Origin of the sequence: Streptomyces sp. NPDC035033 (genome assembly GCF_040636735.1) — a bacterium.
In the GTDB taxonomy this organism is placed as follows: domain Bacteria; phylum Actinomycetota; class Actinomycetes; order Streptomycetales; family Streptomycetaceae; genus Streptomyces.
The window spans coordinates 46751-68485 of sequence record NZ_JBEZUZ010000031.1 but is presented as its reverse complement, the minus strand read 5'-3'; the positions used below and the strand labels follow the sequence as shown (position 1 = coordinate 68485).

General features: G+C 75.0%; 11 protein-coding genes. 1 reads left to right on the top strand and 10 read right to left on the bottom strand.

Annotated elements, in window-relative coordinates:
• From AB0E83_RS15520 to AB0E83_RS15505, 4 genes are all read right to left on the bottom strand, one after another.
• Positions 1–1380, bottom strand: a 1380-nt coding sequence (locus AB0E83_RS15520; protein WP_362110738.1) for a DEAD/DEAH box helicase, incomplete at its 3' end; no start/stop codon positions are given.
• Between the two features lie 91 nt (positions 1381–1471).
• Positions 1472–1675 (bottom strand): cold-shock protein, encoded by a 204-nt coding sequence (locus AB0E83_RS15515; protein ID WP_031013754.1) that lies wholly within the window; start codon positions 1673–1675, stop codon positions 1472–1474.
• Between the two features lie 184 nt (positions 1676–1859).
• The gene (locus AB0E83_RS15510) at positions 1860–3170 is read right to left on the bottom strand and encodes a cytochrome P450 (RefSeq protein ID WP_362110734.1); all 1311 of its coding nucleotides are present in this window, start codon (positions 3168–3170) and stop codon (positions 1860–1862) included.
• 24 nt (positions 3171–3194) lie between these two features.
• A complete protein-coding gene (locus tag AB0E83_RS15505) occupies positions 3195–3389 on the bottom strand; it encodes a ferredoxin (protein ID WP_362110731.1) in 195 nt (64 codons plus the stop codon).
• Positions 3390–3599: 210 nt separating this feature from the next.
• Between AB0E83_RS15505 and AB0E83_RS15500 the strand changes: the two genes are divergently transcribed.
• A complete protein-coding gene (locus AB0E83_RS15500) occupies positions 3600–4235 on the top strand; it encodes a DUF6875 domain-containing protein (RefSeq protein WP_362110728.1) in 636 nt (211 codons plus the stop codon).
• A 99-nt stretch (positions 4236–4334) separates the two neighbouring features.
• On the opposite strand, the gene AB0E83_RS15495 is transcribed toward AB0E83_RS15500, so the two are convergent.
• From AB0E83_RS15495 to AB0E83_RS15470, 6 genes are all read right to left on the bottom strand, one after another.
• Positions 4335–4898: a hypothetical protein gene (locus AB0E83_RS15495; RefSeq protein WP_362110725.1), complete on the bottom strand. Its 564-nt coding sequence runs from the start codon at positions 4896–4898 to the stop codon at positions 4335–4337.
• Positions 4895–5110: an MbtH family protein gene (locus AB0E83_RS15490; RefSeq protein ID WP_362110722.1), complete on the bottom strand. Its 216-nt coding sequence runs from the start codon at positions 5108–5110 to the stop codon at positions 4895–4897. The genes AB0E83_RS15495 and AB0E83_RS15490 overlap by 4 nt, the downstream gene beginning before the upstream one ends.
• A gap of 173 nt (positions 5111–5283) precedes the next feature.
• Positions 5284–6624, bottom strand: a complete 1341-nt coding sequence (locus tag AB0E83_RS15485) for a cation:proton antiporter (protein WP_362110719.1) — start codon at positions 6622–6624, stop codon at positions 5284–5286.
• Between the two features lie 103 nt (positions 6625–6727).
• Positions 6728–8017 (bottom strand): kynureninase, encoded by a 1290-nt coding sequence (kynU, locus tag AB0E83_RS15480; protein ID WP_362110716.1) that lies wholly within the window; start codon positions 8015–8017, stop codon positions 6728–6730.
• Positions 8014–8910, bottom strand: coding sequence for an alpha/beta hydrolase (locus AB0E83_RS15475; RefSeq protein ID WP_362110713.1), 897 nt, complete (start codon positions 8908–8910; stop codon positions 8014–8016). The genes kynU and AB0E83_RS15475 overlap by 4 nt, the downstream gene beginning before the upstream one ends.
• Positions 8907–21734 (bottom strand): amino acid adenylation domain-containing protein, encoded by a 12828-nt coding sequence (locus tag AB0E83_RS15470; RefSeq protein ID WP_362110710.1) that lies wholly within the window; start codon positions 21732–21734, stop codon positions 8907–8909. The genes AB0E83_RS15475 and AB0E83_RS15470 overlap by 4 nt, the downstream gene beginning before the upstream one ends.
• Position 21735: the final 1 nt, after the last annotated feature.

Genomic DNA, 21735 nt, shown 5'->3' with positions numbered 1-21735 from the left:
GCGGGACGGACGGCCGGAGCCCCGCCCGGCGCCCTCGGCCCCGCGGGCCGGGCGGGAGGCCGCCGGGGCCGCCTGCTGGGGGAGCTCGATGGTGACGGCCACGCCGGACGGTTCGCGGGCGCCGGTGAGGGTCGCCAGCTCCTCGTCGCTGGACTTGAGGCGGGTCGTCCGGGGCTGGATGCCCGCGTCCTTCATGAGCCGGCTGACCTCCTGCTTCTGCTCGGGCAGCACCAGGGTGACGACGCTGCCGGAGCCGCCGGCGCGGGCGGTGCGGCCGCCGCGGTGGAGGTAGTCCTTGTGGTCGGCCGGCGGGTCGACGTTCACGACGAGGTCGAGGTCGTCGACGTGGATGCCGCGGGCCGCGACGTTCGTCGCCACCAGCGCGGTGACCTGGCCGGTCTTGAACTGCTCCAGGGTGCGGTTCCGCTGCGGCTGGGTGCGGCCGCCGTGCAGGGCCGCCGCGCGGACGCCGACGGAGAGGAGGCGCTTGGCGAGCCGGTCCGCCGACCGCTTGGTGTCGAGGAAGAGGATCACGCGCCCGTCCCGGGCCGCGATGCGGGTGGTGACGGCCTTCTTGTCGGTCGCGTCCTGCACGTGCAGGACGTGGTGCTCCATCGTGACGACCGCGCCGGCGGACGGGTCGACGGAGTGCACCACGGGGTCGCTCAGGAAGCGCCGTACGAGCTGGTCGATGTTGCGGTCGAGGGTGGCGGAGAAGAGCATCCGCTGCCCGTCGGGCCGCACCTGCTGGATCAGCTTGGTGATCTGCGGCAGGAAGCCCATGTCGGTCATCTGGTCGGCCTCGTCGAGGACCGTGACGCGGACGTCGTCGAGGACGCAGTCGCCGCGCTCGACGAGGTCGTTGAGACGGCCGGGGCTCGCCACGACCACCTCGGCGCCGCGCCGCAGGGTGGCCGCCTGCTTGGTGATCGAGAGGCCGCCGACCACGGTGGCCAGCCGGAGGTTCACCGCCGTCGCGTACGGGGCCAGGGCGTCCGTGACCTGCTGCGCGAGCTCACGGGTGGGCACCAGGACCAGCGCGAGGGGCGCCCTGGGCGCCGCGCGCAGTCCGGCCGTGCGGGCCAGCAGCGCGAGCCCGAACGCGAGGGTCTTGCCGGAGCCGGTCCGCCCCCGCGCCAGCACGTCCCGGCCGGCGAGCGAGTCGGGCAGGGTGGCGCCCTGGATGGGGAAGGGCGTGGTCACGCCCTGCGCGGTGAGGGTCGCCAGCAGCCCCGCGGGCATGTCCAGCCCGGCGAACTCCTCCACGGCGGGGAGGGCGGGCGTCGAGCTCTCCGGCATGCGGAACTCACTGGACGACGCCGGGGACGGAGCCGGAGCTGCCGAGGCGCGCTTGGACGGCTTCCGGGGCCTGCGGGACATAAGGTTCTCTGCCTTTCTTCGAACAGCACAAACCGGGGTCCGCACCACGACGGTGCGGACCCCGGCGAGCGACGGACTGGTGTCCGACAGATCAGGCGGGGACGATGTTCTCCGCCTGCGGGCCCTTCTGGCCCTGCGTGACGTCGAAGGTCACGCGCTGACCCTCCTGGAGCTCACGGAAGCCCTGGGTGGCGATGTTCGAGTAGTGGGCGAACACGTCGGGGCCGCCACCGTCCTGCTCGATGAAGCCGAAGCCCTTTTCCGAGTTGAACCACTTCACGGTTCCCTGTGCCATGACCTTCTCCTTCTGTAGGCAGAGGCCCCATCCGGAGATGCCGGAAAAACGAATAATGCGCCTGCGGAAAATCATTCCGGTCAGGCGCACATAGGTTCATGGGTACCACAACTGCAACACGTCCAGCGTAGCACGCCCGGTCCGGGAGGGCGACGCCGGCGGGGCCGGCGCCGCCGTCCGCGGCTCAGGGGCGGCCGGGGCCCGGGATCACGGGCAGGCGGCTCAGGCGCCACTGGCCGGGGAGCTGCATGCGCTCGCGCCGCTCCAGCTCGGCCGGGTCCAGGGCGAGGCGCAGCTCCGGGTGGCGGCCGAAGAGCGAGCCGAAGGCGATCTCGGCCTCCAGCCTGGCGAGGGAGGCGCCCAGGCAGTAGTGGATGCCGTGGCCGAAACCGAGGTGGTTCTCGGCTTGGCCGGCGGGGTGGCGGAGCACGTCGAGACGGTCCGGGTCGGTGTACCGGCGGGGGTCGAAATTGGCCGAGACGAAGACGAGGAGGACGGCGTCCCCGCGCGGGATCCGGGTGCCGGCGACGGTGAGGTCCTCGGCGGCGTAGCGCAGCCGGCCCGTCTGGACCGGTCCGCACCACCGCATAAGCTCGTGCACCGCGCCGGGCAGGGCCTCGGGGTGGGAGCGGAGGCGGGCGAGCTGGTCGGGGTGGGAGAGCAGGGCGGCGGTGCCGTTGCCGATGAGGTGGGCCGTCGTCTCGTGGCCGGCGAGGACGAGGGTCACCACGAAGGTGACCAGCTCGATGTCGCTGATGTCGTCCTCCGACGCGTCCTGGCTCCGGATGAGTCCGCTGAGCAGGTCGGTGCGGAGGTCGGCGCGGGGATCGGCGCGGCGTTCGCGGATGAGCCGGTGGGTGTGCTCGATCATGGCGGGGAACGAGGTCGCGAGCCGTTCCGGCCGCATGGCGATCAGGTCCTCCCCCCACTGCTGCCACTTGTCGCCGTCCTCCTCCGGGACGCCCACCAGGTCGCAGATGACCTGGATCGAGAGCGGGTAGGCGTAGTGCGCGAGCAGGTCGACGGCGCCGTCGGCGCCGGCGCGGAGCGGCAGGGCGTCCAGCAGCCGGCCGGCGATCTCCTCGATCCGGGGCCGCATGTCCAGCACCCGGCGGGCCGTGAACTCGCGCAGCACCCGCTTGCGCAGCCGGGTGTGCTCGGGCGGATCGGTGTCGAGCATCGACCCCATCAGGTAGGGCCGCAGCTCCTCGGGGATCGCGAGCATGTCCATCATCTTCAGCCGCGGGTCGTCGCCCGTCGCGCCGGGCACCGAGGCCGGGGTGTTGACCAGGCGGCGGTCGTGCAGCAGGGCGCGGACGTCGTCGTGCCGGGTGACGAACCAGGCCGGCGTGCCGTCGAGGTACCGGCCGTGCACGACGGGCGCCCGTTCCCTGAGGCGGCCGTAGCCGCCGAACGGATCGGCCATCAGGTCCGGGTGCATGGCGTGCGGTTCGGCGTCGAGTCCGCTCTGCGGAACGGGGGGCGACATGGACATGCGCTTCGGCTTCTCCTCGTGACGTCAGTCCTCGACGACGGTGATGGCCTGGACGGGGCAGGCCAGTTCGGCCTCGCGGACCGAGGGGTCGTCCGTGCCGTCCGCGCCGGCGGGCAGCAGGAGGACGGTTCCCGCGTCGTCCTGGGCGAACAGGGTGGGGGCGGTCAGCGTGCACTGGCCGCTGCCGATGCAGCCGTCCCGGTCGATGCTGATGCGCACGTGTGCGACTCCTGACCATGTTCCGGAGGGCGGGGAAAAGAATTCCTTTCGCCTCATCGATATCGGCACCGTGCGTCCGACGCTAGTGCAGCGGGTTTCGATCGGGCAAGCTGGTCGCCACTCACCCCCGGGCCTTTCCGGTCTGTCCCGCCAGCGGGACGGGCCGGAGATCCTCCCTGCCCGTCGGCACTGATTGAGAGGCTGTATTTCATGAGTTCCGGTGAAAGTGCCGTCAGCGTCGACTCGGCGCTCGCCGCCGTCGATTCCTGGCTGACCGAATACATTTCGGCCCGCCACCCGGACCTCGGCCGCATCGGCCCCATCTGCCCGTTCGTGGCGCCCTCGCGCAAGAACCGGACGATGGAGGTGCGGGTGCGGTTCGTCGGCCACTCGCCCACGCTCGAACTCGTCGAGGAGATCGCGCGCGGCAGTCTGCGCGAGTACGGGCTGGTCTCCTGGCAGGGGCGCAACCCCATGCTGCGGGCGATGGTCGTGGCCCTGCCGGACCTGCGCCCCGAGGACACGAAGCTGCTCGACGAGGCGCAGAGCCGCGTGAAGGACGAGTTCGTCGCGCAGGGCCTGATGGTGGGCCAGTTCCACGAGAACTGCGACGTGCCGGCGGCCCGGAACCCGGACTTCGCAGTGAGCCGGGCGCCGGTGCCGGTCCTGGCGATCCGCGCGATCGCCCTGCACGACATCTTCTTCCTGTCCGAGCACCGGCACTGGTTCGAGAAGTACCGGGAGAAGTTCGGCGGGCACTACACCCCGGAGGCGATGGAGAACGAGGACCGGTTCCGGGTCGAGCACTACCGGCGGGCGGCCCTGAAGTACGGCTGCCCGGTGTAGCGGGCGGCAGGCAGGAACGCCGGGGCGGCGGGCCCGGATCGGGCCCGCCGCCCCGGCGTCCTCGCGTCCGCGGGGCGGACGCCGTGCCGTCCGCTCGGGTCAGGAGGGGGACGGGCCGGCCGTGACGCGCTCCAGGGCGGCGCGGGCGATCCGGTGGATGCCGGCCGGGTCGGGGAGGCGCACGTTGACGAAGGAGAGGACGTCGCCGCTGACGGCGACCGCCCAGGAGCCCTCGATGCGGTAGCCGTCGGAGGTCGTCACCCACCGGGTGACGACGCCCTCGCCGGCGCTGTCCTCCAGCGGCTCGACGGAGACCTTGGCGACGTCGAACTCCATGCCGTCGTTCAGCCGCATCCGGTAGGCGTCGCACTTGTGCAGGGCCTCCACGAACTCCTGGAGGACCCGCGCGGCGGCGTCGTCGCGGAACCGCGCCACGTGGTGGAAGACCACCGAGCCGACGACGTTGGTGTAGAGCCCCGCGGCGTGCTCCAGGGCCTCCGGGTGGGAGCCGTGGGTGAGGGTGTTGATCAGGTCGATGAGGACCCGGCCGGACTCGTCGCCGGAGACGAAGACGGGGTCGTACGCGACACTGGGCTCCTCGCCGAAGAACGACTCCTCGAGGTCGTCCTCCGTCAGCAGGAACCGCTCGACGGTGTCGCTCATCGCGCTTCTCCCATCTGGCGCACGAGGCTCAGCGGGCGCATGTCGGTCCAGTTCTCCTCGACGTAGTCCAGGCACGACTGCCGGTCGGTCTCCGCGAGCGCCACGGTCCAGCCCGCCGGCACCTCGGCGAAGGCCGGCCAGAGCGAATGCTGGCCCTCCTCGTTGACGAGCACGAGGAACGTGCCGTCGGGGTCGTCGAAAGGATTGGACATTCTCTGCTCCCTCGGTAGGGCGGCGAACACACGTATTTCCTTTGCGGATGACTCCGGAACATCGCTCCCGCGCGTTTTCCCGCGCTTTTCCGTGCACGTTTCCGTGCACGCTCCCGTGCGCATTCCCGGCACGGATCGCCGTGATGCCCGGGACGGCTTTCGCGGGGCTTCGGTCATTCCATGGCGGACGCGTTCCCGGAATTCACATTATCCAGCGCGGGGCCGGCGAGGAAGGTCTCCTTCCCCGCGCCCTTCCGTCCCGCCGGCGGGACAGCGGGGGCGGCGGGCGGGGAGGCCGGGCGCGCGGGATAGAGCAGGTGCAGCAGGGGTCCGGCCATCGCGGTGGTGACCAGGGCCATGACGACCATGACGGAGTACAGCTCGTCGTCGAGCGCGCCCAGTTGCAGGCCGACGGTGAGGATGACGAGCTCCGTCAGACCCCGGGTGTTGATCAGCACGGCGAGCGCGGTCGCCGGACGGTTCTGCATGCCGGTGGCGCGGGCCGCGGCGAAGGCGCCGACGAACTTGCCGCCCACCGCGACGGCCAGGATGAGGCCGAGCTCCAGCAGGCCGGTGCCGTCCATGCCGGACAGGTCCACCTTGAGGCCCGCGACGATGAAGAACAACGGCAGCAGCAGGACGTCGTTGAGGGAGGAGATCCGCTCCCGGACCCGGCCGGTGACGTCCGACGGCTCGCCGCGCGTGGTGCGCCGCGGCATGACCGCGCCGAAGACGAAGGCGCCGAAGATGAAGTGCAGGCCGATCCACTCGGTGAAGGCGGCCGACAGCAGCAGGCCGGTGAGGGTGAGGACGATCGCGGCCGGGTTGCCGGCCCCGGCGCACCACCGGTGCTCCAGGAGGCGGCGCAGGGCGGGCCGGACGAGGGTGAACATCAGCACGACGTACGGCACGAAGAGCAGCAGGAGCCACTCCGAGCCGCCGGCCGCCCCGCTCATCGCCACCACCACGGCCAGCAGGGTCCAGGCCAGGACGTCGTCGATCGCCGCGCAGGCCAGCGCCACCGCGCCGAGCCAGGTGCGCTGCATGCCGCGGTCGGTGAGGATGCGGGCCAGGACCGGGAAGGCGGTGACGGACATCGCCGCCCCCATGAAGAGCACGAACCCCGTCCGGTCGCCGGTCGGATGGTTCTCGAACAGGTACAGGGCCAGCAGCGCGCCGAGCAGGAACGGCAGGACCATGGAGCCGGTGGCGACGGTGCCGGCCACCAGCCGGCGCCCGCGGATCAGACCGGCGTCCAGTTCCGCGCCGACGGCGAACATGAACAGGGCCACGCCGATGTTGGCGAGGACGGCGAGGAAGGGCCTGATCTCCTCGGGGAACAGCACGTCGGAGACGGCGCCGTCCAGCAGCGTCGGGCCCAGCAGCACGCCGAGCAGCACCTCGCCGATGACGGGGGGCTGCCGCAGCCGCCGGGCGAGGACGCCGGCGGCGAAGGCCAGGAGGGAGATCGCGGCCATGGCGACGAAGAGCATGGACACCTGCTGGGTACTCACTGCCGTACGCTCCCGGTGACGCGGTTCGGTGATCTGTGGCCGTTCGTCCGCCTCGTCCGCCGTGTCCGGCCGGCGGGCGGCGGACGCGGCGGACGGGGCGGGGTCAGGTGACGCGTGCCCTCTCGTGCGGCAGCCGGGTGTGCCGGCCGCTCTCCACCAGGCGCCGGAGGCGCTCCAGGGCGTCCCACACGTCGGTGAAGCGGGTGTAGGCGGGGGACGGCCCGATGCGCAGCCGGTCCGGCTCCCGGTAGTCGCAGACGACGCCCTCGTCGGCGAGCGCCCGGCAGATCCGCCAGGCGTCCGGGTGCCACAGGGTGAGGTGCGAGCCGCGCCGGTCCGGGTCCGCGGGCGAGGCGAGGCGGAAGCCGAGGGGCGCGAGCCGGCGGGCCGCGAACTCCGCGGCCAGTTCGCCGAGCAGCCGCCCCTTGGCCCTCAGCCGGTCGATCCCGGCCTCCTCGACCAGCGCGAGCGCGGGCACGAGCGCGGCGGTGGAGAGCATCGGCGGCGTGCCCGTCAGGAACCGGTCGACGGTCCCGACGGGGTCGAAGTCGGGGCCCATGGCGAACTGGTCGCGCTGCCCGAACCAGCCCTGGATGGGCTGGCGCAGCCGCTCCTGGAGCGAGCGCCGGACGTAGAGGAAGGCCGGGGAGCCGGGACCGCCGTTGAGGTACTTGTAGGTGCAGCCGACCGCGAGGTCCGCGCCGTCCTCGGCGAGCCGGACCGGGACCGCCCCGGCGGAGTGGGACAGGTCCCACAGGACCAGCGCGCCGGCCTCCCGGGCCAGCGCGTTGACCGCGGCCATGTCGGCCAGCGCCCCGCTGCGGTAGGCCACGTGGGAGAGGACGACCAGCGCCACCTGGTCGTCGAGCACGGCCCGCAGGTCCTCCGGGTCGAGGCCCCGGTCCAGGTCGGAGTGGACGACGCGGAGTTCCAGGCCGTGCCGGCGGGCCAGGCCCTGGGCGACGTACCGGTCGGTGGGGAAGTCGGAGGCGTCCACCACCAGGGCGCGCCGGCCGGGGGCGTGGTCGAGCGCCGCCGAGGCCAGCTTGTACAGGTTGACGGTGGTCGAGTCGGAGAGCACCACCTCGCCCGGGCGGGCGCCCAGGACGTGCCGCGCGAGCCGGTCGCCGATCCGCCGGTTCCAGTCGATCCAGTCGTGCCAGGAGCGGACCAGGCCGCGGCCCCAGCCGTCCCTGATCACGCCGGCGACGAACTCCGGGGTGTCGGCGGGCAGCCGCCCGAGCGAGTTGCCGTCCAGGTAGAGCAGGCCGGGTTCGGCGTGCACGAACCGCTCGCGCAGGAAGGCGAGCGGGTCGGCGCGGTCGTACCTCTCGGCCTCCTCGCGGGTGCCGTCGAAGCGGCTCGCCGGCGGGGTGGACGTGTCCGTCGTCATGCGGTCGCCTCCGCGGGTCGGTCGTCGTGGCCGCCCCGGCCGCCGGGGAGTCCCATCTGTGCCAGGACGGCGCGGCCGAGCGGTGTCGCCGGGTCGGCGAGGTCGTAGGGCAGGTCGAAGTGGTTGCGGTGCTCCTCCACGAGCTCCGCCGCGAGCGCGCCGCGGCGGCGCAGGGCGTCGGCCATCAGGTCGTGCTGGCGCACGTACTCCTCGGTCTCGACGCCGCCGCGGGCCAGGACGACCGGGGGCAGTCCGCCGGGGAGCAGGGCGGGCGGGCTGTTGCGACGCACCGCGTCGGCGTCCAGCCGCAGCGCCTCGTTGACGTAGGAGCGGCTGACCGGTTCGAGGTCGTAGATGCCGCTGAGCAGGGTGACGCCGGCCAGCGGGACGGGCCGGTCGGGGCCGGCCGGGACGAGGGCCATCGCGGCGAGGTGGGCGCCGGCGGAGGTGCCGCTGAGGTGCAGCCGCTCCGGGTCGACGCCGAGGGCGGCGGCGTGTCCGTGGATCCAGCGGACGCACCGGCGCACGGCGGCCACGATCTCGTCCAGCGGGGTGGCCGGGGCGAGGCCGTACCCGACGGCGGCGAAGGCGGCGCCGGCGCGGCGGAAGGAGAGCGCCGCGAACGCCGAGCTGCGTTCGGTGAGTTCCTGCCAGTTGCCGCCGTGCACGAAGATCTGGACCGGGGCGGGCCCGGGGCGCGCGGCGGGCCAGAAGTCGAGCTTCTCGGCGGGGCCCGGGCCGTACCGCAGCCCGGTGCGCACGCCGGGGGCGCGGCGGGCCTCGGCGCTGCGGTCGGCGTACTCGTCGAGGTAGTGCCGCAGGCTCGGCACCAGGTGGCTCGGCGAGTAGGCGCGGTCCAGGCGGGCCCCGGTCAGCGGGGTCCGCGCGGTCACGAGGCGTCCCTTCCGCGCAGGGCCTCGGAGAGGAGGGCGCCGACCCGGGCGAGCGGGCCCGGCCGGGACAGCAGGGTGCCGTGGTCGCCGGGGAGGACGTGGGTGCGGACCTCCCCGGTGAGGTACGGGCGCCAGGCGGCGGCGGTGGCCTCGGGCTTCTGCTGGTCGGTGGCGGCGAGGAGCAGGATGTCGCCGTCGTAGACCGCGGGCCGGTAGTCGATCATCAGGTGGTTGTTGTTGGCGGAGATCGCCGTGATGGCGCGCAGCCGGTCCTCGTCCAGGGCGCCGAGGGCGCTGCCGCGTTCGCGCAGCAGTTTCATGACCTCGTCGAAGACGAAGGCCTCCGCGTCGAACAGGTCGGGGTCGAGGCCGACGAGCCGCATCAGGTACTCCAGGTGGGGGCGCATGTTCCGGTCGTCCAGGGGCGGCACGTCGTCGTGGGTCAGGCCGAGCCAGCCGGGGTGGACGTCGACGACGACCAGCGTCTCCACCGTCCGGCCGCGGCGTTGCAGCTCGGTGGCGAGGGCGTGGGCCGCGAGGCCGCCGAACGACCAGCCCAGGAGGCGGTAGGGCCCCTCGGGGAAGGCGGCCTCCAGGTGGTCCGCGTAGTCGGCGGCCATCTCCGCCATGTCGGCCGGCAGCCTGTCGTCCGGGCGGGCCAGGCCCCGGGCCTGTACCGCGTGGACGGGGACGGCCGGGTCGAGGTGGCGGATCAGGCTCATGTACGACCAGCCGATGCCGCCGCCGGGGTGCACGCAGAACAGCGGCGGTTCGTGGCCGGTGGCGCGCAGCGGCAGGAGCACGTCGTAGCCGCCGTCGGCGTCGTCCATGTCCATGCGGGCGGCGATCCCGGCGGGGGTCGGCGCCTCGAAGAGGGTGCGCAGACCGACGTCCACGCCGAAGGCCGAGGCGATGCGGGCGATGAGCCGGGTGGCGAGGAGGGAGTGGCCGCCGAGGTCGAAGAAGTTGCCGTCGAGCCCGACGGAGGGGACGCCGAGCAGTTCGGCGAAGAGTTCGCACACCACCTGCTCGTGCGGGGTGCGCGGGGGCCGGGCGGCGGCGCCGGCGCCCGGGGCGTGCCGGGGCAGGGCGGCCCGGTCGAGCTTCCCGTTCGGGGTGAGCGGCAGCGCGTCCAGGGGGACGAGGACGGAGGGCACCATGAAGGCGGGCAGCCGTTCCTGGGCGAACTCGCGCAGCGAGGCCACCAGGGCGGCGTCCCCGCGGGCCGCGGTCGGGTCGTTGGTGAAGCGCGCCGCCGGTTCCGGCGCGCCGGGCGCGGGCGGCGCGGCGCCCAGGACGGCGGGCAGCGGGTCGGGGGCGCCGCCCAGGGCGGCGGCGTCGGCGAAGACCACGTCGACGCGGTCGCGGGCGGTGTCCGACCAGGTGACGGCGGTCCGGTAGGCCAGCCGCTCCCCCAGCTCGTACCAGTCGTCGACACCGGCGCCGGGGTCGGGGACGGGCGCCGGCTCGCCGGTGCGCAGGGCCGCGGCGAGGGCCACGTCGGCGGCGACCCGGGGGTTGGGCACGTCCTTGAGGACCAGGGCGGCGGGCCGGGTGGCGGCCAGCCGTCCGGCCACCGCGGCCCGCCCGGCCACGGCCGTCCACTCCACGGTCTCCGGGGTGAGGGCGGGGGCGGGGCGGTCGTCCCGCTTGCGCAGGACCACGTCGTAGCGGAAGCGGATGAGTTCGGTGTCGTGCCGGCCGCGCTTGAGGCGCACGGACACCGTGTCCAGGTCCGGCAGCCGCTCCCGCAGGGTGGTGAAGTAGCCGGGGTCGACGAGGAGTTCGTTCTCCAGCCGGGTGGTCTGGGCGACGGCGTCGCGCAGCGCGGCCAGGTCGTGCGTGCCGTTGCGGGCGGCCTGGACGCCGGTGGCGAAGGCTTCGAGGAGGCGCAGGTTGCGCACGTCGCCGACGAAGACGGAACCGCCGGGGGCGAGCAGCCGCAGGGCCGTGCCGAGGACGTCGGTCAGGTAGTCGGCGTTGGGGAAGTACTGGACCACCGAGTTGACGACGACCGTGTCGAAGCGGCCCTCGGGCAGACCGTCGAGTTCGTGCGCGGCGCGGGTCAGCAGCCGCACCCGAGGAGCCAGGGCGGGGTCGGCCGTCACCCGGCGGCGCAGCTCCTCGACGACGGTGGGCGAGAAGTCGGTGGCCACGTACTCCTCGGCGTCGGGGGCCAGGCGGGCGAGGAGCAGGCCGGTGCCGGCGCCGATCTCCAGGATCCGGCGGGGGTTCAGCTCGCGGACGCGCTCGACGGTCCGGTCGCGCCACTCGCGCATGGCGTGGCCGGCGATCTGCTGTCCGTCGTAGCTGCTGACCCAGCCGGTGAAGTCCTCGCCGAGGGCCGTGTCCCGCTCCTCGCTCCCTCCGCCCGCTCCGTCCCCTCCGCTCCCGGAGGCGTACAGGGAGTCGTGGACCTGGAGCCATTCGCCGACCTGTTCGGCCTCGGTGCGGCGGTCCCGTTCGGTGGCGCCGGGCACGACGTAGGCGACGAGCTGCGCCTCCTCGGCGAGGTCGCGGCGGAGCACCGCCGCGGCCTGCGCCACGCCGGGGTGGTCGAGCAGGACGGCCTCGACCTCCCCGGGTTCGATGCGGAAGCCGCGGAGCTTGACCTGCTGGTCGGCGCGGCCGGCGTACTCCAGGAGGTGGTCCGGCGTCCAGCGGGCGAGGTCGCCGGTGCGGTACATGCGCAGGCCGGGCGGGCCGAAGGGGCAGGCGACGAACCGTTCGGCGGTCGGTCCGGGGCGGTCCAGGTAGCCGCGGGCGACGCCGGTCCCGGCCAGGTACAGCTCGCCGACCACGCCGGGCGGTACGGGCCGCAGCGCGGCGTCGAGCACGTAGGTGCCCATGTTCCCCATCGGGCGTCCGATCGGCACCGAGGTGCCGAGGGACGCGGCGTCGGCGGCGGGCACGGGGTGGTAGCTGGCGAAGGTGGTCGCCTCGGTGGGGCCGTACCCGTCGACCACGAGGAGCCGGGGGTGCGCCTCCAGGAGCCGGCGCACGGCGGTGACGGAGACCGGTTCGCCGCCGGCCCAGACCTGTTCGACGCCGGCGAAGCACTCCGGCTCCAGGTCGGCCATCAGGTGGAAGAGCGAGCCGGTCAGCCACAGGGAGGTGATCCGCCGGCGGGTGATGACGTCGGCGAGGGTGTGGGCGTCGAGGTCGCCCGGCGGCGCCAGTTCGATCCGTCCGCCGGTGAGCAGCGGCACCCACAGTTCGTACGTCGACAGGTCGAAGGCGAGCGGCGAGTGGAGCAGCACCCGGCGCTGGGCCCCGCCGCGCCAGCAGGGGTCGGCGGCGAAGTCGGCGATGTTGCGGTGGGTGACGACCACGCCCTTGGGGCGTCCCGTCGAGCCGGAGGTGTACATGATGTACGCCGCGTCGTCGCCGTCGGTCCGCGCCCCGGGCGTCCCGGCCGCGGCGGGTGCGGCGCGCCGGTCCGGCCGCGGGTCGAGCACGAGCAGCGGGACGCCGTGGTCCTCCAGGCCCGCCCGGGAGGCGGGGTCCGTCAGGAGCAGCGTGCTGCCGGTCTCCGCGAGGACGAGGCGCTGCCGGGAGGCGGGGTAGCGGGAGTCGAGCGGGACGTAGGCCGCGCCCGCGCGCAGCACCGCCAGGAGGGCGGCGACCAGGGCGGGCGAGCGCTGCATGAGCAGGGCGACCGCGCTGCCGCGGGTGACGCCCCGGGCGGTCAGGTCGGCGGCCAGCCGGGCGGACCAGGCGTCGAGTTCGGCGTAGGTGAGGGTGGTGGTGTCGTCGGCGACGGCGACGGCGTCGGGGGTCGCGGCCGCCTGGGCGGCGAACAGGCCGGGCAGTCCGGCCGGCCGGGCGGGCAGGGCGGGGCCGGAGGCGGCGGCGAGCATCTCGTGCCGTTCGTGCTCGGCGAGCAGGTCGAGGCCGCTCACCGGCCGGTGCGGGCCGGCCACCGCCGCTTCCAGGAGCCGCACCCAGCGGGCGAAGAGGTCGCGGACGGTGGCGGCGTCGTAGAGGTCGTCGGCGAATTCGACGACGCCGGCGATGCCGTCGGCCGTCCCGTCCGCGCCGCGCTGTTCGGCGAGGCTGAAGAACAGGTCGAACTTGGCGGTCCCGGTGCGGCCCTGGGCGATCTCCGCGGTGAGGCCGGGGAGCCGGAAGGTGCCCCCGGAGGCGTTCTGGAGGGCGAACATCACGCCGAAGAAGGGGTGCCGGCCCAGGGAGCGGGGCGGGTTCAGCTTCTCGACCAGGTACTCGAACGGCACGTCCTGGTGGGCGTAGGCGGCCAGCGCGGTCTCGCGGACCCGGGCCACGACCTCCTCGAAGGCGGGGTCGTCGGACAGGTCGGTGCGCAGGACCAGCGTGTTGACGAAGAAGCCGATCAGTTCGTCCAGGGTCTGGTCGGTGCGTCCGGCGATGGGGCTGCCGGTGACGATGTCGGTTCCGGCGCCGAGCCGGTGCAGCAGGGCGGCCAGGCCGGCCTGGAGCACCATGAACAGGGTCGCGCCGGTCCGCCGCGCGAGGTCGGCGAGCCGTTCGTGGAGCGCGGCCGGGATCCGTACGGTGACGTAGTCGCCCCGGTAGGAGGCGACCGGCGGCCGGGGCCGGTCGGTGGGCAGTTCCAGGGCCGCCGGGGCGCCTGCCAGCTGGCGCGTCCAGTAGGCGAGCTGGCGGGCGAGGAGGCTGTCGGGGTCGTCGGGGTCGCCGAGCAGCTCCTTCTGCCACAGCGTGTAGTCGGCGTACTGGACGGGCAGTTCCGGCCAGTCGGGTTCGGTCCCGGCCGTGCGGGCCGCGTAGGCGCGGGCCAGGTCGGCGGCGAGCGGGCGGAGCGACCAGCCGTCCCCCGCGATGTGGTGCACCACCAGCAGCAGGACGTGCTCGTCGGGGGCGAGCCGGAACAGGTCGGCGCGGACCGGGGGTTCGGTGGCGAGGTCGAACGGGTGCCGCGCGGCCCGTTCGAGCGCGGCCGGCAGCTCCCGTTCGGTGACCGTCCGGTCGTGCAGGACGAGCTTCGCCGACTCGGGGGCGAGGACCGCCTGGCGGGGCACTCCCCCGTCGTCCGGGAAGACGGTGCGCAGGCTCTCGTGGCGGGCGACGACGTCGGTCAGCGCGGTCTGGAGGGCGGGGCGGTCCAGGGCGCCGGTCAGCCGCAGGCCGAGCGGGATGTTGTACATCCCGCCCATGCCCTCCATCTGGTGGATGAACCACAGGCGGCGCTGGGCGTACGAGAGCGGCAGCACGTCCGGGCGCGGCCGGCGCGTGAGGGCCGGGCGCGCCGCGCCGCCCTCGTCGAGCCGGGCGGCCACGCCGGCCGGGGTGGAGGCCTCGAACAGGACGCGGAGGGGCAGTTCGACGCCGAACATGGCGCGCAGCCGGGCGATGAGCCGGGTGGCGAGCAGCGAGTGGCCGCCGAGGTCGAAGAAGCCGTCGTGCACGCCGACCCGCGCGAGGCCGAGGACCTGGGCGAACAGATCGCACACGATGTGCTCCTGCGGGGTGCGCGCCTCGCGGGAGGAGCCGCTGACGACGACGTCCGGCGCGGGCAGCGCGGCGCGGTCCAGTTTGCGGTTGGGGGTCAGCGGGAGGGCGTTCAGGGGGACGAACGCCGACGGCACCATGGAGGCGGGGAGCCGTTCGCGCAGGTGCTCGCGGAGCCGGGCGACGAGGGCGCCGGGGTCGCGCGCGGTCAGCGGGCTGTTGGTGAAGGAGGACAGGGCGGCCCGGGAGGACGGGGCGACGGCGGGGCGGTAGAGGCCGGCCGGCGGCCCGGCCCCGGGGCGCGCGGCGGGGACGGCGGCGGGGTCGGCGAAGACGGCCTCCAGGGCGTGCGGGTCGGAGGCCGAGCAGGTGACCCACGCCCGGTAGCCGTGGGCGGCCGCCAGGTCGTACAGGTCCTCCGGCTCGACGCCCCCGGCTCCCCCGGTGTCCTCGGGGGCCGAGGCGGCGGGCGGGAGGGTGCCGTCCCGCAGGGCGCGGGCGAGGGCCGCCTCGGCGGCGGTCCTGGCGTTGGGGACGGCGGTGACGCGGACGGCCGCGGGCCGTTCGCCGGCGAGCAGCGCGGCCAGTCCGGCCGTGCCGTCGGCCGGCCAGGGCAGCCGCGCGGTCTCGGTGACGCCGTGGTCCGGGGCGCCCCGCTTGCGCAGGACGACGTCGTAGCGGTAGCGGGTCATCTCGTTGTGGGACCGGCCCCGTTTGACCTGGACGGTGTGGGCGGCCAGGTCGGGCAGCCGGTCCTGGAGCACCGTGAAGAAGTCGGGGTCGACCAGGAGCTCCTTCTCCAGGAGCACCGCGTGCTCGACGGCCCGGCGCAGTTCGTCGGGGTGGGTGCCGGCGCGTCCGCGGGCGGCCTGCACGCCGGTGGCGAAGGTGCGCTGCAGGCGCAGGTCGCGCACGTCGCCGAGGAAGACCGCGCCGCCGGGGGCGAGCAGCCGCAGGGCGCCGGCGAGGACGCGTTCGAGGTAGCCGGCGTGCGGGAAGTACTGGACCACCGAGTTGAGGACGACGACGTCGAAGTGGTCCTCGGGCAGTCCGTCGGTGTCGTGAGCCGGCCGCACCGACAGGCGGACCCGGCCGGCGAGTTCCGGGTCGGCGGCCACGTGGCCGCGCAGGGTGCCGATGACGGACGGGGAGATGTCCGTGCCCCAGTAGGTCTCGCAGCCGGCGGCGAGCCGGGACAGCAGCAGGCCGGTGCCGACGCCGATCTCCAGGACGCGCCGGGGCCGCAGTTCGCGGATGCGCTCCACCGTGCGGTCGCGCCACTCGCGCATCTGGTCGAGGGGCAGGGGCCGGCCGTCGTAGCTGCTGTTCCAGCTCGCGAAGTCCTCGCCGAAGGGCACCGGTTCCGAGGCGGCGTAGACCGAGTCGTACAGGTCGCGCCAGGCGTCGATCCGGTCGTTCTCGCGGCCGGTGTCCGGCGAGGCGCCGTCGGCGTCGGGGACGACGTAGGCCACCAGGCGGCGGTCGCCCGGCCGGTCCTCGCGGACGACGGCCGCCGCCCGGGCGACCTCGGGGTGGGCGGCGAGCACCGCCTCGACCTCGCCGAGTTCGATGCGGAAGCCGCGGAGCTTGACCTGGTGGTCGGCCCGGCCGGCGAACTCCAGGTGGCCGTCGGCGGTCCAGCGCACCAGGTCGCCGGTGCGGTACATGCGGGTGCCGGCGGGGCCGTACGGGTCCGCGGTGAAGCGTCCGGCGGTCAGGGACGGCCGGCCGAGGTAGCCGCGGGCCAGTCCGTCGCCGGCGAGGTACAGCTCGCCGAGCGTGCCGGGGGGCACCGGGCGCAGCTCCGCGTCCAGCACGTAGACGCGGGTGTTGCGGATCGGGCGGCCGATGACGGTGTCGGTCCGGTCGGTCAGGTCGGCCGCGGTGGACCAGATCGTCGTCTCGGTCGGGCCGTAGACGTCGAGGACCTGGCGGCCGGTCCCGCGCAGGCGGTCGGCGAGCGGGCCGGGCAGCGGTTCGCCGCCGACCAGCATGCGCAGGCCGCGCAGTGCTTCGAGGTCGTGCGCGGCGACCATCTCCCACCAGGACGGCGTCGCCTGGACGACGGTGACCCCGGTCCGCCGGATCAGTTCGGCCACGGCGGCGGGCCGGGAGACGGTCTCCTCGGGCGCGAGCACCACGCGCGCTCCGGAGGTCAGCGGCAGGAACAGCTCCAGGGCGGCGATGTCGAAGGCGATCGTGGTCACCGCGAGCAGGGCGTCCTCGGGGCCCGTCGGTACGAGGGCGCCCATGCCGAGCAGCAGGTTGGTCAGCGCGCCGTGCTCCACGACGACGCCCTTGGGGCGGCCGGTGGAGCCGGAGGTGAAGATGACGTAGGCCGCGTCCGCCGGTCCGGGCCGTGCGCCGGGGGCCCCGTCGGGCGCCTCGGCGACGGCGGCCCGCACCCGCGGGTCGTCCAGGGCCAGCCGGGTGCCGTCCCCGTCGGGCAGGTCCGCCAGCGTCGCCGTGGTGCCGACGACCAGCGCGGGCCGGGCCTCTCCCAGGATCAGGGCCGTCCGCGCGGGAGGGTGGGCCGGGTCGAGGGGGACGTGGGCGGCGCCGGTCTTGGCGATCGCCAGCAGCGTGACGACCAGGTCGGCCGTGCGCGGGAGGGTGACGGCGACCAGCCGGCCGGGCCCGGCGCCGTGCCGGGCGAGGACCCGGGCCAGCCGGTCCGACCGCTCGTGGAGCGCGCCGTAGGTCAGTTCCGTGTCGTCGGCGACGACCGCCGGGGCGTGCGGGGTGCGGGCGGCCTGTCGGGCGAACAGCTCGGTGAACGGGGGCCGTTCGCCGTCCGCGCGGGTCGCGTTGCGGTCGTGCAGCAGGGTGCGCCGCTCGGCCGCGTCGAGGACGTCGATCCGGCCGATCCGCTGGGAGGGGTCGGCGGCGGCCCGGGTGAGCAGCCGGGTCCACCGCTCGAACAGGACGCGCACGGTGTCCGGGTCGTACAGGTCGGTGGCGTACTCGACGGCGCCCTCGACGCCGGCCGGCGCGCCGGTGGCGTCCCGGTGCTCGGCCATGCTGAAGAACAGGTCGAACTTGGCGGTGCCGGTCCGGCCGGAGGAGACCTCGACCTCCAGGCCGGGGAGCCGGAAGTGCGCCTCGGGCGCGTTCTGGAGGGCGAACATCACCTGGAACAGGGGGTGGCGGCCCAGGGAGCGGGCCGGGTTCAGCACCTCCACCAGGTACTCGAAGGGCACGTCCTGGTGGGCGTAGGCGTCCAGCGCGGTGTCCCGCACCCGGCGGACCAGTTCCTCGAAGGTCGGCTCGCCGGAGGTGTCGGTGCGCAGCACCAGGGTGTTGACGAAGAAGCCCGCGAGGTCGTCGAGCGCCTGGTCGGTGCGGCCGGCGACGGGGCTGCCGACGGGGATGTCGTGGCCGGCGCCGAGCCGGGACAGCAGGGCCGCGAGGCCGGCCTGGAGCACCATGAAGAGGGTGGCGCCGCAGCGCCGGGCCAGGTCGTCCAGGGCGCGGTGCAGGTCGGCGTCCCATTCCACCGTCAGGTAGTCGCCCCGGTAGGAGGCGACGTCGGGGCGCGGCCGGTCGGCGGGGAGCGCCAGTTCGTCGGGGAGGCCGGCCAGCCGGTCGGTCCAGTGGGCGACCTGGCGGGCGAGGAGGCTGTCGGGGTCGTGCTGCTCGCCGAGGAGCTCGTTCTGCCACAGGGTGTAGTCGGCGTACTGGACCGGCAGTTCGTCCCGGTCGGGCGCGGTCCCGGCGGTGCGGGCGGCGTAGGCCCGGGCCAGGTCGGTGGCGACCGGGGCGAGCGACCAGCCGTCGCCGGCGATGTGGTGGACCACCAGCTGGAGCACGTGGTCGCGGGGGCCGGTGCGGAACAGGTGGGCGCGCAGCGGGGGTTCGGTCGTCAGGTCGATGGCGCAGCGGGCGCCGCGGCGCAGTGCTTCGGGCAGTTCGCCGTCGGTGACGGTGGTGGTGGTCAGCCGGGGCGCCGCCTCGTGCGGCGGCAGGATCCGCTGGCAGGGCACTCCGGCGGTCTCCGGGAAGACGGTCCGCAGGCTCTCGTGGCGGGCCACCAGGTCGGCGAGCGCCTGTTCGAGGGCCGCGTGGTCGAGTTCTCCGGTCAGCCGCAGCTGCATGGGGATGTTGTAGGTGGCGCCGGGCCCCTCCATCCGGTGGAGGAACCACAGCCTGCGCTGGGCGTGGGAGAGCGGCAGCACGTCCGGGCGCGGGCGGCGGGTCAGGGCGGGGCGGGCCGGGCCCGCCGTGCCGAGGAGGGCGGCCACCGCCTCGGGGGTGGAGGCCTCGAAGAGGTCGCGCAGGCCCAGCTCGACGTCGAAGGTGTGGCGCAGGCGGGCGGCCAGCCGGGTGGCGGTCAGCGAGTGGCCGCCGAGGTCGAAGAAGCTCTCGGTCACGCCGACCCGGGGCACTCCGAGGACCTGGGCGAACAGCTCGCAGACGATCTGCTCCTGCGGGGTGCGTCCGGTGCGCGCCAGGGCGGCGGTCCGCTCGGGGGCGGGCAGGGCGGCGCGGTCGAGCTTCCCGTTCGGGGTGAGCGGCAGCGCGTCCAGCGGGACGAACGCCGACGGCACCATGTACTCGGGGAGTTCGTCCTGGACGTGGCGGCGCAGTTCCTCCGCCGGCACGGTGGCCCCGGGGGCCGGGACGACGTATCCCACGAGGTGCTGTCGTCCGCCGTCCGTGCGGGGGACGACGGCCGCGCCGGCGACGGCGGGGTGGCGGGCGAGGACCGCCTCGACCTCTCCCGGCTCGACCCGGAAGCCCCGGATCTTGACCTGGTGGTCCGCGCGGCCCAGGTACTCCAGTTCGCCGTCCGCGGTCCAGCGGGCGAGGTCGCCGGTGCGGTACAGGCGCGCGCCGGGCGCGCCGAACGGGTCGGCGACGAACCGTCCGGCCGTGAGGCCCGGCCGGCGCAGGTAGCCGCGGGCCGGGGCCGCGCCGCCGAGGTAGAGCTCGCCCGGGGTGCCGGGCGGGGCGGGCCGCAGGTCGGCGGTGAGGACGTAGCACCGCGTGTGGGTGACGGGGCGGCCGATCGGGGGCGTCGCCGGCCAGTCGGCGGGCTCGGCGGGCAGGGTCGTGCCGGTGACGACGTGGGTCTCGGTGGGGCCGTAGTGGTTGTGCAGGCGGCGGCCGGGGACCCGGCCGAAGAAGGCCCGCAGGGTGTCCGACGGGGTCAGCGCCTCTCCGGCCTGGGCGACGTGGCGCAGCCGCGGCAGCTCCAGGTCCTGTTCGAGGGCGGCCTGGGCGACCGCGTCGAGGACGAGGTCGGGCGCGTAGAGCTCGGTGATCTCCATGGCGTCGAGCCAGGCGGCCAGGCGGGCCGCGTCCCGCCGGGTGCCGTCGTCCGGGAGGACGAGCGTCTTCCCGGCGAGCAGGGCCGACAGGATCTCCTGGGCGGAGACGTCGAAGCCGATCGCGGTGAACTGCGCGACCCGGCTGCCGACCCCTCCCCCGATGCGCCGGTGGTGCCAGCGCATCAGGTTGGCCAGGGGCGCCCCGGGCATGACGACGGCCTTGGGCGTGCCCGTCGAGCCCGAGGTGTACATGACGTAGGCCGGGTGGTCGCCGCTCAGCGGGGCGGTGCGGTCGGCGTCGGACAGGTCGCCGGGGTCCCGGGCCGCGAGGCGCGCGCGGGTGTCCGGCGCGTCCAGGAGGAGCCGGGGCGGTCCCCCGGGCAGCCGGCCGGCGAGGCCGCGGTCGGTGAGGAGCAGGTGCGGGGCGGCGTCGCGCAGCAGGAACCCGGTGCGGGCGGCCGGGAGGCCGGGGTCGACGGGGAGGTAGGCGGCGCCGGCCTTGAGCACGGCCAGGACCGCGGTCACCAGTTCGGGCGTGCGGGGCAGGGCGAGCGCGACGACGGTCTCCGGGCCGGCGCCGTGCGCGACGAGTTCGCGGGCGAGGCGGTTGGCCGAGGCGTTCAGCTCGGCGTAGGTGAGCCGGCGTCCGTCGCCGATCACGGCGGTGGCGGCGGGGTGGGCGGCGGCCTGCCGTTCGAACAGGCGGGGCAGGCGGGGGTCGGTGTCGTCCGGTGTGCCGTCGTCCGTGCCGGCCGGCGCGTTCCACCGGTCGAGGACGAGCCGCCGCTCGGCGTCGAGGAGCCCGTCGACCTCGCGGACCGGGCGGTCGGGGTCGTCGGCGAGGGTGCGCAGCACCTGGTGCAGCCGGTCCATGAGGGTCCGCGCGGTCGTCCGGTCGATCGCGTCGGCGCGGTGGTCGAGCCGCAGGTAGAGCTGTTCGCCGGGGGCGGCGAGCAGGGTGAGCGGGTAGTGGGTGGCGTCGCGGCTCGCGTCGAGGGCCAGCCGGAACCGGACGTCGCCGGCGTCGGCGCCGCGGTCGGTGAAGGGGTAGTTCTCGAAGACCACGGCGGTGTCGAAGAGGTCGGCGACCGGGGCCTCCCGCTGGATGCCGGTCAGGCCGAGGTGGTGGTGGTCGGCGAGCGCGGACTGCTCGGTCTGGAGCCGGGTCAGCAGGTCGCGCAGCGACTCGTGCGGGGCCCACCGCACGCGTACCGGGAGCATGGCGATGAACAGGCCGACCATCGTCTCGACGCCGGGCAGCTGGGGCGGCCGGCCGGAGGCGATCGCGCCGAAGACGACGTCCTGGCGGCCGGTCGTCCGGGCCAGCACGAGGCCCCAGGCGGCCTGCACCACGGTGTTGAGGGTGACGCCGAGGCCGCGGGCGGTGCGTTCCAGGGCGGCGGTGAGCGGGGCGTCGGCGGGCCGCACGAGGCGGTCGGGGAGGCGGGGCGAGCGGGGGTCGGCCGCGGAGATCCGGGTCGCGGTGTCGATCCCGGCGAGCGCCGTCCGCCAGGCCCGGCCGGCGGCTCGGCGGTCCTGGCGGCCGAGCCAGTCGAGGTACTCCTTGTACGGGGTGACGGGCGGCAGGGCGTCCGGGTCGCCGCCGGCTCGGTACAGCGTGAACAGCTCGCGCAGCAGGACCGGCGTGGACCAGCCGTCGATGACGATGTGGTGGCTGGTCACGACGAGCCGGTGGCGGTCGGGGCCGAGGCGGAGCAGGCGGAAGCGGATCAGCGGCGGCCGCGCCAGGTCGAACCGTTCGGCGTGGTCGGCCGCGGCCAGGCGGCCGGCCTCGGCGGCCCGCCGGCCGGGGGGCAGGCCGCCGAGGTCGGACTCGGTCCACGGCGGCCGCGCGGTCCGCGCCACGACCTGGAGCGAGCGGCCCGAGCGGGCCCGGCGGAAGCCGGTGCGCAGCACGGCGTGCCGGTCGACCAGGGTCCGGGCGCAGTCGCGCAGCAGCGGGGCGTCGAGCGGGCCCTCGACCTCGATCGTGTGCTGCACGGCGTACACGTCCGGTGCCGACCGGTCGTACTCGGTCTGGAACAGCAGCCCTTCCTGCATCGGGCTGAGCGGGAGGATGTCTTCCAGGGGGGACGGTTTCACCATG

What these genes read in the sequence shown, in the direction of transcription:
- AB0E83_RS15515 (WP_031013754.1), bottom strand. Translation starts at nt 1,675, where the DNA reads ATGGCACAGGGAACCGTGAAGTGGTTCAACTCGGAAAAGGGCTTCGGC.
- AB0E83_RS15510 (WP_362110734.1), bottom strand. Translation starts at nt 3,170, where the DNA reads ATGTCCATGTCGCCCCCCGTTCCGCAGAGCGGACTCGACGCCGAACCG.
- AB0E83_RS15500 (WP_362110728.1), top strand. Translation starts at nt 3,600, where the DNA reads ATGAGTTCCGGTGAAAGTGCCGTCAGCGTCGACTCGGCGCTCGCCGCC.
- AB0E83_RS15495 (WP_362110725.1), bottom strand. Translation starts at nt 4,898, where the DNA reads ATGAGCGACACCGTCGAGCGGTTCCTGCTGACGGAGGACGACCTCGAG.
- AB0E83_RS15490 (WP_362110722.1), bottom strand. Translation starts at nt 5,110, where the DNA reads ATGTCCAATCCTTTCGACGACCCCGACGGCACGTTCCTCGTGCTCGTC.
- kynU (WP_362110716.1), bottom strand. Translation starts at nt 8,017, where the DNA reads ATGACGACGGACACGTCCACCCCGCCGGCGAGCCGCTTCGACGGCACC.
- AB0E83_RS15470 (WP_362110710.1), bottom strand. Translation starts at nt 21,734, where the DNA reads ATGGTGAAACCGTCCCCCCTGGAAGACATCCTCCCGCTCAGCCCGATG.